The organism is Streptomyces alfalfae (genome assembly GCF_004127445.1).
GTDB lineage: Bacteria > Actinomycetota > Actinomycetes > Streptomycetales > Streptomycetaceae > Streptomyces > Streptomyces alfalfae.
In genome coordinates, this window is sequence record NZ_QEXM01000042.1 from 148183 (window position 1) to 161685 (window position 13503).

At 73.8% G+C, this 13503-nt stretch carries 16 protein-coding genes; 7 read left to right on the forward strand and 9 right to left on the reverse strand.

The features are described 5' to 3' along the window. Positions 1-7: 7 nt before the first annotated feature. The 3 genes from DCW30_RS22405 to DCW30_RS22415 form a co-directional block, all read right to left on the reverse strand. Entirely contained in the window at positions 8-832 is an 825-nt protein-coding gene (locus tag DCW30_RS22405) for a S1 family peptidase (protein ID WP_237283415.1), read from the reverse strand. A gap of 81 nt (positions 833-913) precedes the next feature. Further along, a complete protein-coding gene (locus tag DCW30_RS22410) occupies positions 914-1306 on the reverse strand; it encodes a DUF397 domain-containing protein (RefSeq protein ID WP_076685543.1) in 393 nt (130 codons plus the stop codon). Beyond that, a complete protein-coding gene (locus tag DCW30_RS22415; RefSeq protein WP_076685544.1) occupies positions 1287-2129 on the reverse strand; it encodes a helix-turn-helix domain-containing protein in 843 nt (280 codons plus the stop codon). The genes DCW30_RS22410 and DCW30_RS22415 overlap by 20 nt, the downstream gene beginning before the upstream one ends. A 115-nt stretch (positions 2130-2244) precedes the next feature. Here DCW30_RS22415 and DCW30_RS22420 point away from each other — a divergent pair, with 115 nt between their 5' ends. From DCW30_RS22420 to DCW30_RS22430, 3 genes are all read left to right on the forward strand, one after another. Further along, on the forward strand, positions 2245-2451 hold the full coding sequence (locus DCW30_RS22420) for a hypothetical protein (protein ID WP_062776533.1): 207 nt from the start codon (positions 2245-2247) through the stop codon (positions 2449-2451). Further along, positions 2448-2678: a hypothetical protein gene (locus DCW30_RS22425; RefSeq protein WP_232626740.1), complete on the forward strand. Its 231-nt coding sequence runs from the start codon at positions 2448-2450 to the stop codon at positions 2676-2678. The genes DCW30_RS22420 and DCW30_RS22425 overlap by 4 nt, the downstream gene beginning before the upstream one ends. Before the next feature lie 113 nt (positions 2679-2791). Then, complete coding sequence (locus tag DCW30_RS22430) at positions 2792-3394, forward strand: Uma2 family endonuclease (RefSeq protein ID WP_076685545.1); 603 nt, start codon at positions 2792-2794, stop codon at positions 3392-3394. Between the two features lie 17 nt (positions 3395-3411). Here DCW30_RS22430 and murQ read toward each other — a convergent pair whose 3' ends face one another. Both murQ and DCW30_RS22440 read right to left on the reverse strand, forming a co-directional pair. Next, positions 3412-4410 (reverse strand): N-acetylmuramic acid 6-phosphate etherase, encoded by a 999-nt coding sequence (gene murQ, locus DCW30_RS22435; RefSeq protein WP_076685546.1) that lies wholly within the window; start codon positions 4408-4410, stop codon positions 3412-3414. A 65-nt stretch (positions 4411-4475) separates the two neighbouring features. Continuing rightward, entirely contained in the window at positions 4476-5396 is a 921-nt protein-coding gene (locus tag DCW30_RS22440; protein WP_076685547.1) for a MurR/RpiR family transcriptional regulator, read from the reverse strand. A gap of 104 nt (positions 5397-5500) precedes the next feature. On the opposite strand from DCW30_RS22440, the gene DCW30_RS22445 reads away from it, so the two are divergent. Both DCW30_RS22445 and DCW30_RS22450 read left to right on the forward strand, forming a co-directional pair. Further along, a complete protein-coding gene (locus DCW30_RS22445) occupies positions 5501-5857 on the forward strand; it encodes a hypothetical protein (protein ID WP_062776526.1) in 357 nt (118 codons plus the stop codon). Then, positions 5854-6120, forward strand: coding sequence for a DUF4031 domain-containing protein (locus DCW30_RS22450; protein ID WP_062776524.1), 267 nt, complete (start codon positions 5854-5856; stop codon positions 6118-6120). The genes DCW30_RS22445 and DCW30_RS22450 overlap by 4 nt, the downstream gene beginning before the upstream one ends. Here the strand turns inward: DCW30_RS22450 and DCW30_RS22455 are convergent. From DCW30_RS22455 to DCW30_RS22465, 3 genes are all read right to left on the reverse strand, one after another. Further along, entirely contained in the window at positions 6117-7346 is a 1230-nt protein-coding gene (locus tag DCW30_RS22455) for a Cmx/CmrA family chloramphenicol efflux MFS transporter (protein WP_076689161.1), read from the reverse strand. The genes DCW30_RS22450 and DCW30_RS22455 overlap by 4 nt on opposite strands. A gap of 119 nt (positions 7347-7465) precedes the next feature. After that, a complete protein-coding gene (locus DCW30_RS22460; protein WP_076685548.1) occupies positions 7466-8536 on the reverse strand; it encodes a GNAT family N-acetyltransferase in 1071 nt (356 codons plus the stop codon). A 41-nt stretch (positions 8537-8577) separates the two neighbouring features. Beyond that, positions 8578-9240 (reverse strand): HD domain-containing protein, encoded by a 663-nt coding sequence (locus tag DCW30_RS22465; RefSeq protein ID WP_076685549.1) that lies wholly within the window; start codon positions 9238-9240, stop codon positions 8578-8580. A gap of 77 nt (positions 9241-9317) precedes the next feature. On the opposite strand from DCW30_RS22465, the gene DCW30_RS22470 reads away from it, so the two are divergent. Further along, positions 9318-10004 (forward strand): maleylpyruvate isomerase family mycothiol-dependent enzyme, encoded by a 687-nt coding sequence (locus DCW30_RS22470; RefSeq protein ID WP_076685550.1) that lies wholly within the window; start codon positions 9318-9320, stop codon positions 10002-10004. A 24-nt stretch (positions 10005-10028) separates the two neighbouring features. Here DCW30_RS22470 and DCW30_RS22475 read toward each other — a convergent pair whose 3' ends face one another. After that, positions 10029-11015, reverse strand: a complete 987-nt coding sequence (locus DCW30_RS22475; protein ID WP_076685551.1) for a hypothetical protein — start codon at positions 11013-11015, stop codon at positions 10029-10031. A 184-nt stretch (positions 11016-11199) separates the two neighbouring features. Between DCW30_RS22475 and DCW30_RS22480 the strand changes: the two genes are divergently transcribed. Next, complete coding sequence (locus DCW30_RS22480) at positions 11200-13491, forward strand: heavy metal translocating P-type ATPase (RefSeq protein ID WP_076685552.1); 2292 nt, start codon at positions 11200-11202, stop codon at positions 13489-13491. Positions 13492-13503: the final 12 nt, after the last annotated feature.

Consider the following 13503-nt stretch of genomic DNA (forward strand, 5'->3'; position numbering starts at 1 on the left):
GTCCGGATCAGCCGTTGCGGGCCATCGTCCGGTGGATCCAGTCCGCGTGGGCGGGCGCGCTGGTGTAGAGCCCCGGTCCCTCGCTGCAGCGCACGCCCGGCGCGCCGGGACCCGAGGTGACGCCGATGAGCTCCCAGCGCCCCTTGCGGTCCCGCTGGACCTGGGGGCCGCCCGAGTCGCCGTGGCACGCCATGGCCTTCGGCACCTGGCTGATCGTGCACAGACGGGTGCTGTCCGCGTAGCCCGGCGCGCACTCGGAGACCGCGCCGCGGCGCGTGTCGAGCTCCTGGAGCCGGTCGGGGAAGACCACCTCGGTGGCGTCGGGCGAGTCGTCGGTCCTGCCGAAGCCCATGATGCGGGTCGGAGTGCCGGGCTTCCCGGGCTTGTCCGCGATGCGGATGGGCTTCTCGGAGACCGCGCGGTTCAGCCGGATCAGGGCGACGTCATGGCGGTTGGGACCGCTGTCGTCACCGTTCCTGTAGCTCGGGTGCGTCACGGTCTTCGCGATGGACCGTACGGTGCCGCCGGACTTCCGCCACTCACTGCCGACCCGGACGGCGCCGTCCAGGGTGACGAGCTTCGGGTCCACGCAGTGGGCGGCCGTGAGCACCCACTTCGCGTCGATCAACGACCCGCCGCAGACCCCCTTGAAGGTGGGGTCGTCCACGCCCGTCACCGGGATCGACACCATGGACGGGTACCGCTGCGTGGAATCCTTTCCGTTGACGATGGCTTCGGCGCTGCCGGACATCATGGCGGCGCACGCCGCGCCGGCCAGGGCCACCGCGGCGGTGCGCGCCACCGTGCGGCGCGAGGACTTCAGGCTGAACACTGGTTCTCCGATCGGACGAGCAGGTGCGACGTGCTCAGCCTCGGCGATCAAGGGGAACCGATCCATCCGGTCAGCGGGCCTCTACGGGGTGGGGCAAACCCCCGGCCGGCCATCGGGGCTCCCCTTGATCCCGGGGAGCCCCCCGATGAACGCGGACCAGGCGGGGGCCCGGAACACGAGCCTCGGCCCTGCGGGGTTCTTGGAGTCACGTACCGGGACGACTTCGGGGTGCCCGTCAGCGACCTCCAGGCAGTCGCCGCCATCTCCGGCACTGTGGCTGGACTTGCGCCAGCGGGCGGCGCCGGGGAAGTTACGTGCCACCTCTAGGCAGTTGCCGCCGCTGCCGTCGCTGTAGGTGGACTTGTGCCAGCGAGCGACCTCCAGGCAGTCGCCGCCCTGGCCTCCGCTGTAGCTGGACTTGTGCCATACGGCTGCGCTCAGGTCGTACGCGTACTCAGGGGTGCAGTTTTCCATGCCCGTAATCCTGCGCCACTGAGTCGATCAGGGCTAGGGAATCGCGAGGCGAGAGGGCGGCTGCTTGCAGCAAGTTGAACATCAGCACGTGGCGGGCGACGGTAGCTGGATCGTCCAGGAGCTTGCCCATGTCCGGTGCTTCCACGAAGGACAGCGGGGGAGCGTCGTCGAACTCCATCAACTTGAGTGGGCCGTCCATCGCTGCGTGCGCGCCGCTGCCGAACGGCAGCACCTGCACGATCACGCGGTGCCTGCGGGCGAGCCCCGCCACGTGGCGCAGCGCTTCGGCCATCACCGGCCCGCCGCCGACCTCGCGTCTCAGGGCGGCTTCGTCGAGCACGGTCCACAACAGCGGCGTTGTTGGGTCGCCCAGGAGGCGCGCTCGGTCGAGGCGGACGGCCACGTGGGCGTCGATGGTCTCGTCCGGTGCGGTCGGGTGGTAGGCGCGGAAGACCTCCTCCGCGTACGCCTTCGTCTGGAGCAGCCCCGGGATCAGGAGCATCGCGTACTGCCGGATCGCCGTGGCGACCGCTTCCGCCTCCGCGGCCTCCGCGAAATGATCGGGGTACCGGGACTTCGCCAGGGCCCCGCAATTCCGGGCGAAGAAGCCCCCTGTGTCCAGCACCGCGTCGAAGTGCTTCGCGTACTCCAGGTGCATCCGCCGCGTGCCCGCCTCCAGTTGCCCGATGAAGGAGCCGCTGACGAACAGCGGTGCTCCCAGGGCCTCCTGGCTGAGGGCCGCCCGCTCCCGGGCATGGCGGAGTTCCGCGCCGAGGAGCGCGCGGGGGTTGGAGGACGGGTCCAGGTCCTTGGGTCGGGTCATGCGCAACGCCTCCACCTGACACGCGGGGGTTGTTGGGTCGCCGGAGCTGTTCAGCGTACGCGCGCGCCGCCACGCTGGGTGAGCGAACGGAAACAGTAGGTGAGAGGCAGGGATCATGGCGTTGACGGTGGAGGAACGGTTGCTGGCGGCGGAAGAGGCGGTCCGGCAGCTGCGGGAGAGCCTCGCCGGGGTCGGGGTCACGCTGCCGTCGCTGCGGGTGGACACGCTGACGGCGGCGGGCGCGCTGCCGCTCGTGGAGCTGGGGCGCTGCAACCTGGACACGGCGCTGCGGCTCGCGGCGGTCCTTGAGGGGGCCCGGTGAACGAGGACCCGGTCGTGCCGGAGGCGGGGACGTACGCCGTGGACCACAGGGACGGAAGCGTGGGGCAGGTGGTGGGCCGCGAGGGCGGCCTGGTCCGGCTGCGGCCGCTCGGCGGCGGCCGGGAGTGGGACTGCCCGCCCGCCGAGGTGCGGCCGGTGCCGGCGATGGACGTGCTGCGGGAGCGGGTGCGGGAGCTGAACCGGGAGATCCAGGCGAGGCCACGGTGATCGGGGCGCCGCCTCGGCCGCCCGTTCGTGGGACGCTGAGAGGAAGCGGACAACGACCGCAGGCTCGTCGATCTACGCTCACGCGCCGAGGGCTTCAAGAGAAGGGACCCGCTATGACCGCAGCACTGGTCGAGCACGACACGGCTCCGGACCGCCGCTCGTGGGACCTCCTGATCCAGGCATGGCGTGAGCTGGATGTGCCGGAGGGCTGGCACGCCGAGATCGATGAAGGGCAGATTGTCTTGGTACCGCCGCCGCACAGGCATCACAACGGAATCGCGGCCATGCTGCACAGGGCGCTCTACGGGGTGATCTCCGAGGATCTGGAGGTCTACCAGACCCTCGGCGTCCACATCGCCCCCCTGGACAAGCTGTACGTCCCCGATCTCGTACTCGCCCCCCGCGAGACGGTCGACGCGGCCGACCCCGACACCAACGACCCGCTCGACGCGGCGGAGGCCCTGTTCGTCGTCGAGATCACGTCGCAGAGCAATGCCAAGGACGACCGGACCAAGAAGCTGTGGGCCTACGCGCACGCCCCCGTCCCGGTCTACCTCCTCGTGGACCGCTTCGACGAGCACGGGCCGACGGCCACGCTGTTCACCGGCCCGCAGAACGGGGCCTACAAGCATGCGGAGCGGGTGCCGTTCGGTGAGCCCCTGAAGCTGCCGGCCCCGTTCGCGGCGGTCGTCGACACGGCCGGCTTCCCCGGCTGAGCCTGCGGCTCGGCGCCCTAGCCGCCGCGGGAGGCGTCCAGGGCGTCGCGGAGGTGGCCGCGTGAGGTCGTGAGGAGTTCGGCGGCCCGGGGGCCGTCGACCTTGCCGAGGATGGTGAGGATGGCGTTCTTCACCTCGCCGTCCGTGGCGGCGAGGGCGGCCTCGATCTCGTCGTCCGAAGCGCCCGTCGCGAGGGCGACGATGCGGCGCGAGCGGGCGCGCAGCTTCTCGTTCGACGCGCGGACGTCCACCATCAGGTTCCCGTACGTCTTGCCGAGGCGGATCATCGTGATCGTCGAGATCATGTTGAGGACCAGCTTCTGGGCCGTGCCGGCCTTCAGGCGCGTGGAGCCGGTGAGGAGTTCGGGGCCCACGACGACCTCGATGCCGTGCTCGGCGGCTGCCGCGAGGGCGCTCTTGGCGTTGCAGGAGAGGCCGACGGTGAGGGCGCCGTAGCGGGCGCGGGCGTGCTCGACGGCGCCGATCGCGTACGGGGTGCGGCCGGAGGCGGAGACGCCGACGACCACGTCGTCCGCCGTGAGGGAGAGGCCGTCCAGGTCCTCGGCCGCCAGCCGCTCGCTGTCCTCCGCGCCCTCGACCGACCTCACCAGGGCGCCGGGGCCGCCCGCGATGAGGCCGACGACCTCCGACGGGTCGGTGTTGAACGTGGGCGGGCACTCCGAGGCGTCGAGCACGCCGAGGCGGCCCGCGGTGCCCGCGCCCGCGTAGATCAGACGGCCGCCGCGGGCCATGCGCTCGGCGGTGGCGTCGATGGCGGCGGCGATGGCCGGGAGCTGCTCGGCCACGGCCGCGGGGACGGTGGCGTCCTCGCCGTTCATGATCCGGGCGATCTCCAGGGTGGAGCGCCGGTCGATGTCGGAGAGCTCGGGCCGGAACGCCTCGGTGGTGAGGGAGGCGAGCTGGGCGCGCAGCTCGCCGTAGTCGCCGTGCCGGGGGGCGTCGCCGTGCCCGCGGTCGCCGGGGTGGGAGGGGGTGGCGTCGGTGGTGGAGGTCATGGCTTCTGCGGCTCTTCCGTGTCTCTCGTGGGCGAGGGGGGTTCGGTGGAGAGGTCCTGCTCGCGTCAGCGGCCGGCGCGGGGGCTGTGGCGGTGCGCGAGGGCTTCGTAGGAGGCGGCGAGCGCCGGGGCCGCCGTCTCGTAGGTCCGCTGTGCGACGCCCACGAACAGGCAGTCGACGACGAGCAGTTGGCTCGTGCGGGACGACATCGCGGCGGGCCGCAGCTCGCTCTCGCGGGCCGTGGAGGTGGTCAGTATGTGATCGGCGTACTGGGACACGGCGCCGTCCGGGCGGCCGGTGATCGCGATCGTGGTGGCCCCGTGCTCGAAGGCGACGCGCAGCGGTTCTATGACGTCGCCGGTCGAACCGGAGTGGGTGATCGCGATGGCCACGTCCTTGGCGCGCAGTGTCACGGCGTTGGTGACCGCGAGGTGCGGGTCGGAGTGGGCGTGTGCGACATGGCCGATGCGCAGCAGCTTCTGGGCGAGGTCCTGGGCGACGAGGCCGGAGGCGGCGACGCCGTAGATCTCCGCGCGCCGGGCGCCGGCGAGCGCGGCGACGGCCGCGCCGAGCTGCACGGTGTCGAGCGCGGCGGCGGTGTCGGCGAGGGTCTGCTGCTCGTCGTAGGCCAGCTTCGCGACGACGTCCGCGATCGGGTCGTCGACGGCGATGTCCGCGGTGACGGCGGGCGCGCGCCCCGACTGCTGCTGGGCGGCGAGCCCGGCGAGGGCGAGCCGCAGGTCGCGGTAGCCCGGGTAGCCGAGGAGGCGGGCGGTGCGGACGACCGTGGCCTCGCTGGTGCCGGTCAGCTCGGCGAGGCCGGTGACCGTGAGGGCCGCGCAGCCCGCGGGGTCCCCCGCGACGGCCTCGGCGACCCGCTGCATGGAGCGCGTCATCGAGGGTGCGAGGGTGCGCACCTTGGCCGCGAGGGCGGCGGGGGCGGGAGGCGCCGCGCCCGTGAAAATTTCCTTCACGTCATTGGTCACGTCTGAAAGGTATTTTCGGGCCGGGGGCGGGTCAAGACCCCCGGGGGCGCCCACGGCCCTTGATCTTTTCTCCGTGTGCGGGGCGCAGGGCGACAATGGACCCCATGGACACGATCGACCCACTGGAGCAGGCGCTGCACGCCGCCCGCGCACTCGTCCTCGCCGACCTCGTGGCCCGGCAGGTCGCCGAGGCGGAGGTCGTCTCGCTCGTCGAGGAGTCGGTGGCGCACCGCCGCTGGTGGGTCGAGCAGTGGCCCGAAGGCATCGACTACGTGGCGGGGCTCGTCGCCCAGGACGTCCAGGACGCCCTCCTCGAACGGTACGGGCGGTGGCCGCTCTGCCCCGTCTGCGGTTCGGGGGACCCCCACGCCCTCGACGTCGAGCCGGAGCTGGGGCCCGACCCGCACTGGGTCTGCGGGAAGGCGGGCGTCGTCGTGGCGCCCGTGGGCGGGCTCACGTGACGGTCTACATCGACCCGCCGACCTGGCCGGGCCACGGCCGCCTGTGGTCGCACCTGGTCAGCGACGTCTCGTACGAGGAACTGCACGCCTTCGCCGCGGCCATCGGCTGCCCGCCGCGCGCCTTCGAACGCGACCACTACGACGTCCCCTCGCACCGGTACGAGGACGCGGTGCGGGCCGGGGCCGTCGAGATCGGCTCGAAGGAACTGGTGCGCAGGCTCACGGAGGCGGGGCTGCGCAGGCCCAAGGGGCGGCCGGCCTAGCGGGCGCCCGTGGCGGTTTCCCCGGCGGTCGCCGTCCCCGTGGCCGCCGCCGGCGCCGACGTCTCCACCACGCGGCTCGGTGTTCCGCGGTGCAGGCGGAGGGAGACGGCCACGCCCACGATCGCGGTGACCGTCATCGCCGCGCCCGCCCAGGCCGTGGCCGCGTAGCCGAAGTCGAGGTCGATGACCGTGCCGCCGAGCCAGGGGCCGCCGGTGTTGCCGAGGTTGAAGGCCGCCGTGGTGGTCGCGCCCGCCAGGGTCGGGGCGGCGCCGGCGACGTTGAACATGCGGGCGTTGAGCGCCGGGGCCGTGTAGAAGGCGGAGAGGCCCAGGAGGAACGAGAGGGTGATCGCGGCGGCCGGGGTCGCGGCGAACAGGGCCAGCGCGACGAGGAGGACGGTGGACGCCGCGATGCCGCTGAGCAGCACGCCGAACAGGTGCGCGTCCGCCACGCGGCCGCCGATCACCGTGCCGACCAGGGCGCCCGCCCCGAAGAGGCCGAGGACCGTCGGGACCCAGCCGTCGGAGAGTCCGGCCACGTCGGTGAGGAGCGGGGAGAGGTAGGAGAAGGCGCAGAACACGCCGCCGGCGGCGAGGGCGGTGATGATGATCGAGAGCCGGACCTGGCGGTCGCCGTAGATGGACAGCTCCTTCTTGAGCAGCGGCTTCTTCTCGGGGAGCGGGATGCGGGGGATCAGCGCGACGACGCCCACGAGGGCGATGGCGGAGGCGGCGCCGACCGCCCAGAACGCCGAGCGCCAGCCGAGGTTCTCGCCGAGGAACGCGCCCGCGGGGACGCCGAGGACGTTGGCGACGGAGAGGCCGCCGATCATCACCGCCATGGCGCGGGCGCGCCGGCCGTAGTCGACCATGGCGATGGCGACGGCGGCGCCGACCGCCCAGAAGCCGGCGCAGGCGAGGGCGCTGATGACGCGGGACGCGAAGAGGATCTCGTAGGTCGGGGCGAGGGCGCCCGCGACCTGGCCGAGGCCGAAGACGGTGATGAGCGTGATCAGCGTCGTGCGGCGGGGGAGGCGGAGGGTCGCCACGGCGAGGAGGGGCGCGCCGATGACCATGCCGATGGCGAAGGCGGAGATGAGCAGGCCGGCGCGGGGTATGGAGACGCCCATGTCGTCGGCGATGGGCGGCAGGAGTCCGCTGAGCATGAACTCGCTGGTGCCGAGCGCGAAGACGGCGAGGCCGAGCATGTGGACGGCGATGGGCATACGGCTGCCGCCGGCGACGGGCTTCGCGGCGGTCCGGGCGGGGATCGGCATGACTGGGATCAACGCGGGGCGCTGCCGACGCATTCCGGGCCGCCACGCCGAGTGGACCCGCCGCCGGGCTACCGCAGTCCGTACGCGAGGTTCGGCCCCCGCGGAGGCAGCGGCGTGAAGCCCACGCGGGCCAGCACCGCCTGGGAGGGGAGGTTCCCCGGCTCCACCAGGGCCAGGAGGGACGTGACGTCGGCCCGCGCCAAAGCCCAGTCGGCCAGCGCCCGGAGGGCCACCGTGGCGTGGCCGCGGCCCCGCGCGGCCTCCGCGAGGTCGTAGCCGACCTCCACGCGGCCCTCGTCGTCCGGCGGCCCGTGGAACCCCATGGCCCCGACGGTCACCTCGTCCGCGGTGCGCACCAGCGCGTAGACGCCGAACTCGGGGCGGTGCGCCCCGGACGCATACCCCTTCACGACCATTCCGGCGGCGGTCCGCGTCCCTTCGTAGGGCCCGCCCTCGATCCACGTCAGTCCGCCGGTCCCGCCCTCGGCGAGGTCGGCGGCGGCGGCCGGGGTGATCTCGCGCAGGGCCAGCGGCCCCGCGTCGAGGGAGGCGGCGTTGCGCCACTTCCACGAGGTCCGCCGGGCCCGGCCCGGCAGCTCGCCCCGCCCGGTGGCCCAGAGCAGGACCTGCCAGGGGCCCGCCCCCGAGGCGACGGGCGACACGTCGGGGAAGAGGTGCGCGAGGACGGCCTCGGTCAGCGCGGCGGGCGGCTCAGCGCCGGTGCCGAGCGCGGAGGCGATGTCGTGCGTGTGGAGCAGGATCTCGGCGACCCCCATGGCGGCGAACCCGGCCGCGTCCGCGCTGCCGCACGGGTAGGGGTGGTAGGCGCGGACGCCGCGGGGCGTCGTGCGGACCACCGACGCCAGGATGCCCGCGGTCGCCTCGATCACCCGGATCGCGTCCTCGGGGCCGGAGCCCTCGTCGAGGGAGGCCTCGAACGGCACCCAGCCGCCGGCGGCCCGCCCGGTGAGCTGTCCCGCGTACGCGACGAGGCAGCTCGCGGCGTGTTCCGCCGTCTCCCGGCAGCTCCATTCGAGGCCGCCCGACGGGACGCCCCAGTCCCGGTCCGCCACCGCGCGCAGCACCGTCGCCGCGTGCGCCACGGCCTCGTCGACCCGGTCCCCGCCCATGAGAAGCATGCGCGCAGCGTACGGGAGGCCGGGGCGGCGGGGCCCGGCATTTACGGGGCGAGCAGCGCCAGCTCGGTGGAGAGGTTCTCGCGCGCCGGGCCCTCCCAGTGGGTGGCCCCGTGCTCCGTCCTGAACAGGCGCGGCAGGGCGAGGAGTTGGTGCAGGACCGCCGCCCGTCCGGCGCGGAACGCCTCGTCGGGCACGAAGGCGTACTCCTCGCGCACGGCCGCCGCGTAGGCGGCGTACGCCGCCGGTTCCGCGGCGAGGACGGCGAGGTCGGCGTCGCAGAGCACCTCGCCGTTGTGGTCGCCCTCGGCCGGGTCGTGGCTGGTGGTGAGGCGGACGAGCCGGGCCACCTCGGCGATCTGCGCCTCGGTCAGGCCCGCCTCGGGGAGCGCGCGTTCGGCCAGGCGGGCCGAGCGCTCCTCGTTCGTCGAGCGGTCGGGCAGGTAGACCGCGTCGTGGAACCAGGCGGCGAGGCGGACGAGGTCGGCGTCGTCGGCGTGGTCGTCCAGTACGTCGATGTGGTCGAGGACCGCCGTCAGATGCTCGGTGGTGTGGTACCGCCGCTGCGGTTCGGCCCAGCGTTCGATGAGGTTGTCGGCGATCCGGTACGGGTCGTAGACGCACACGTCGGTGTCCCGTGCGCGCAGCAGCGTCGTGAGCCAGCGGGCCCGGAGGTCGGTGTCGCCGTGGTCGGCCGTGGGTGCCATGCGTCGACCATAACCAGCCGCGCGCCCGCGGCGTCCGCGCCGTTGCCAGGAACCGCCGCGGGGGGTTGGCTCGGTCCATGACGACCACGACACCCGACGAGACCTACGAGCCCGAGCGCGCGGGACGGCTGCTCATCGCCGAACGCGACGCCCTGATACCGCTGTTGAGGGAGGCGCCCGACGAGGCGTACGCGGTCCGCACCTGCTGTCCCGGCTGGACCGTGCGGCATGTGCTCGCGCACTGCGGCTCCGCGCTGATGCGGGTGGTGGAGGGCCGCTTCGAGGAGGGCGTGTTCTCCGCCGAGAGCAATGACCGGGACATCGCCGAGCGCGCCGACTGGACGAACGCGCGCGTCGTGGACGAGCTGGAGCGCGGCCTCACCGAGGCGGGCCCGGTGCTCGCCGCGGCCAAGGGCACGCTCGACGGCGTCGCGCTCGGGGAGTGGGTGCACGCGGGCGACGTACGGGAGGCCTGGGGGAAGCCGGGCGCGTACGCGGGTGCGACGCTCGCGGACGCGCTGCCGCTGCTCGCGCAGTTCAGCAAGGGGGCGTTCGCCAGGGCGACGCCGGGCCTCGCGGTCCACGCCGACGTCGACGGCCGCGACGAGCCGCTGGCCCTCGGCGTCACGGACGGCCGGCGGCCCCCGGCCCGCTACATCGGGGACGCGCCCACCCTGATCCGCCTCTGCGCGGGCCGCCCCCTCACGGGCACGCGCTACGAACTCGCCGGGGCGAGCGAGAGCGAGCTGGTCCTCTTCGGCTGAGGCCGGCCGGGGCGGCGGCGGCCCTCAGTGCCCGTGGCCGCCGCCCTTCTCCGTGCTGTTCTCCGTGCTCTCCTTCGCGGCCCCGTCGCCCGCAGGGCCGCCCGCGCGCACCGTGAACGCCGCCGTGCGGACCTCGCCCCCGTGCTGGAAGTCGAGGAACAGGCGGTACGTGCCCGCGCTCGGCGCCGTCGTCGTGAAGGAGACGCCGGGCCCCGGCTTCGTCGTGCCGTCGCCGGGCTCGCCGTTCGGGTGGACGTGGAGGTAGGCGAGGTCGCCGGAGCGCAGGGCGACCAGGTGGCCGTAGGCGCCGAGGTAGGGCTGGAGGTCGGTCACCGGCCTGCCGTTCCGCTCCACGCTCAGGGTGAGGTCGCGGGCCTCGCCGGGCTTCAGGGCGCCCTTCAGCGTGACGTCGTAACCGTCCACGGTGGCCTTGGCGCTCCGGGCGGGAAGCTCTCTCGGGGCGGACTTCCCCGCCACCGCCAGGTCGGCGCCGAGCGTCAGGGCCTCCTTCTCGCCGCGGGGGCGGAAGTCGGCGAAGACGCGGTGGCCGCCCGCCTCGGGGAGGTCGACCCGGGTCGACCAGGTGCCGTCCGCCGCGCGCTCCGGATGCAGATGGCGGTAGGTGGTCAGGTCGCGTGAGGCGACGATGAGGTGCAGCTCCTTGGTGTGCTCCTTCTCGTACGCGGTGACGTTCCGCCCGGTCGCGTCGTCGACGACGGCGAAGCGGAGCTCCTCCTCCCGGCCGGCGTCGACGCGGGCCGTCCGGAGGTCGAGGGTGTAGCCGCCCTCGGAGATCCGCAGGCCGCCGGGGTCGCTGCCGGCTGCTTCGCCGTGCCCCGCCGCCGTGTCGCCCGCGGCGCTCGTCCGGCCGGTCTCGCCGTGCTCCTCGTGCGGGGCGGCCGTCGCCTTCTCGTCCGTGACGGGGTCGACGGCCTTGCCCACGCCGTACGCCGTGCCGAACGTCGCGGCGACGGCGGTGGCGAAGGCGGTGATCTTCAGTCCGGTGTTCATGACGGCTCCCTGGCGTTCCTCGGTGTCACTCCCGCTACGCTCGACCATACCCCCGGGGGGTACCAAGTCAAGCCCGGGAAGCCCTTGCGTCGGGTACCCCCCCTGGGTATAACGTGGATCTCGTAAGGGATACCCGGCCCGGGTATCCGGAGCGAGCCGCGAAGCCTCACGAGGAGCCAGCGACATGTCCACCACCACCCCCGGCCACACCGAGGCGGCAGAGGTAGAACTCGCCATCGGTGGCATGACCTGCGCCTCCTGCGCCGCGCGGATCGAGAAGAAGCTCAACCGCATGGACGGCGTCGAGGCCACGGTCAACTACGCCACCGAGAAGGCCAAGGTCAGCTACCGCGGCGCCGACGTCTCCGTGGGAGACCTGATCGCCACGGTCGAAGCCACCGGATACACGGCCCAGGAGCCCGCACCCGCACGGGACGCGGGCGACGGAGCCGCCGGGTCCGGTGACGGCGGGGCCGGGGTGGACGGCGGCGACGAACTGCGGCCGCTGCGCGAGCGGCTCGTCACCGCCGTGGTGCTCGCCGTGCCCGTCATCGCCCTGGCGATGGTCCCGGCGTGGCAGTTCGAGTACTGGCAGTGGCTCTCGCTGACCTTGGCCGCACCCGTGGTGACGTACGCCGCCTGGCCCTTCCACAAGGCCGCCTTCACCAACGCCCGGCACGGCGCCGCCACCATGGACACGCTGATCTCGGTCGGCACGTCGGCGGCCTTCCTGTGGTCACTGTGGGCGCTGTTCTTCGGCGCCGCGGGCACCCCGGGCATGACTCACCCCTTCGAGCTGACCATCGCCCGCGCCGACGGCGCGGGGAACATCTACCTGGAGGCCGCGGCCGGCGTCACCGCCTTCATCCTCGCCGGGCGCTACTTCGAGGCCCGCTCCAAGCGCAAGGCGGGCGCCGCCCTCAAGGCGCTGCTGGAACTCGGAGCCAAGGACGTCACCGTGCTGCGCGCCGGCGGGCGCGAGGAGACCGTGCCGGTGAGCGAGCTCAAGACCGGTGACCGCTTCCTGGTCAGGCCCGGTGAGAAGATCGCCACCGACGGGCGGGTCGTCGAGGGCACGTCGGCCGTCGACGCCTCCATGCTGACCGGCGAGTCCGTGCCCGTCGAGGTCGGCGCGGGCGACGCGGTCACCGGCGCCACGCTCAACGCGGGCGGACGCCTCGTCGTCGAGGCCACCCGCGTCGGGGCCGACACCCAGCTCGCCCGCATGGCGCGGCTCGTGGAGGACGCGCAGAACGGCAAGGCCGCCGCCCAGCGCCTCGCCGACCGGATCTCCGCGGTGTTCGTGCCGGTCGTCATCGGCCTGGCGCTCGCCACCCTCGGCTTCTGGCTGGGCAACGGCGCCGGGCTCACCGCCGCCTTCACCGCGGCCGTGGCCGTGCTGATCATCGCCTGCCCGTGCGCCCTGGGCCTCGCCACCCCGACCGCCCTCATGGTCGGCACCGGGCGCGGCGCCCAGCTCGGCATCCTGATCAAGGGTCCCGAGGTCCTGGAGTCCACGCGCCGCGTCGACACCGTCGTCCTGGACAAGACCGGCACCGTCACCACCGGCACGATGACCCTGCTCGCCACGCACACCGCCCCCGGCGTCACCGCCGCGGAGGCGCTGCGGCTCGCGGGCGCGCTGGAGCACTCCTCGGAGCACCCCGTGGCGCGGGCCGTCGCCGCCGGGGCCGCGGCCGAGGCGGGCCCGCTGCCGGTCCCCGAGGACTTCGCGAACGTCGCCGGGCTCGGGGTCCAGGGCGTCGTGGAGGGCCACGCGGTCCTGGTCGGCCGCGAGCGGCTGCTCGGCGAGTGGGAGATCCACCTGCCGGCGGAGCTGAAGCGGGCCAAGGACGCCGCCGAGGAGGCCGGGCGCACGGCCGTCGCGGTCGCCTGGGACGGCGAGGCGCGGGCGGTCCTGGAGGTCGCCGACGCGGTGAAGGACACCAGCGCCGAGGCGATCCGGCGGCTCCGCGACCTCGGCCTGACCCCGATCCTCCTCACCGGCGACAACAAGGCCGTCGCGGCGTCGGTGGCCGCCGAGGTCGGCATCGCCCCCGAGGACGTGATCGCCGAGGTCATGCCGGAGGACAAGGTCGAGGTGGTCGAGCGGCTCCAGGCCGAGGGCCGCAGCGTGGCCATGGTCGGCGACGGCGTGAACGACGCGGCGGCCCTCGCCCGGGCCGATCTGGGCCTGGCCATGGGCACCGGGACGGACGCGGCCATCGAGGCGGGTGACCTGACCCTCGTCCGCGGGGACCTGCGGGCCGCGGCGGACGCCATACGGCTCTCGCGCCGCACCCTCGGCACGATCAGGACGAACCTGTTCTGGGCCTTCGCCTACAACGTCGGCGCGCTGCCGCTCGCCGCGGCCGGCCTGCTCAACCCGATGATCGCCGGAGCGGCCATGGCCTTCTCCTCGGTCTTCGTGGTCGGCAACAGCCTGCGGCTGCGGGGTTTCAAGCCGCTGGTCTGAACCGCCGCGCCG

Coding starts and splice junctions, on each gene's coding strand:
- murQ (WP_076685546.1), bottom strand. CDS start 4,410: ATGACCTCCACCACCGACGCCACCCCCTCCCACCCCGGCGACCGCGGG.
- DCW30_RS22480 (WP_076685552.1), top strand. CDS start 11,200: ATGTCCACCACCACCCCCGGCCACACCGAGGCGGCAGAGGTAGAACTC.
- DCW30_RS22430 (WP_076685545.1), top strand. CDS start 2,792: ATGACCGCAGCACTGGTCGAGCACGACACGGCTCCGGACCGCCGCTCG.
- DCW30_RS22475 (WP_076685551.1), bottom strand. CDS start 11,015: ATGAACACCGGACTGAAGATCACCGCCTTCGCCACCGCCGTCGCCGCG.
- DCW30_RS22445 (WP_062776526.1), top strand. CDS start 5,501: ATGGACACGATCGACCCACTGGAGCAGGCGCTGCACGCCGCCCGCGCA.
- DCW30_RS22465 (WP_076685549.1), bottom strand. CDS start 9,240: ATGGCACCCACGGCCGACCACGGCGACACCGACCTCCGGGCCCGCTGG.
- DCW30_RS22420 (WP_062776533.1), top strand. CDS start 2,245: ATGGCGTTGACGGTGGAGGAACGGTTGCTGGCGGCGGAAGAGGCGGTC.
- DCW30_RS22470 (WP_076685550.1), top strand. CDS start 9,318: ATGACGACCACGACACCCGACGAGACCTACGAGCCCGAGCGCGCGGGA.
- DCW30_RS22410 (WP_076685543.1), bottom strand. CDS start 1,306: ATGGAAAACTGCACCCCTGAGTACGCGTACGACCTGAGCGCAGCCGTA.
- DCW30_RS22455 (WP_076689161.1), bottom strand. CDS start 7,346: ATGCCCATCGCCGTCCACATGCTCGGCCTCGCCGTCTTCGCGCTCGGC.
- DCW30_RS22415 (WP_076685544.1), bottom strand. CDS start 2,129: ATGACCCGACCCAAGGACCTGGACCCGTCCTCCAACCCCCGCGCGCTC.
- DCW30_RS22460 (WP_076685548.1), bottom strand. CDS start 8,536: ATGCTTCTCATGGGCGGGGACCGGGTCGACGAGGCCGTGGCGCACGCG.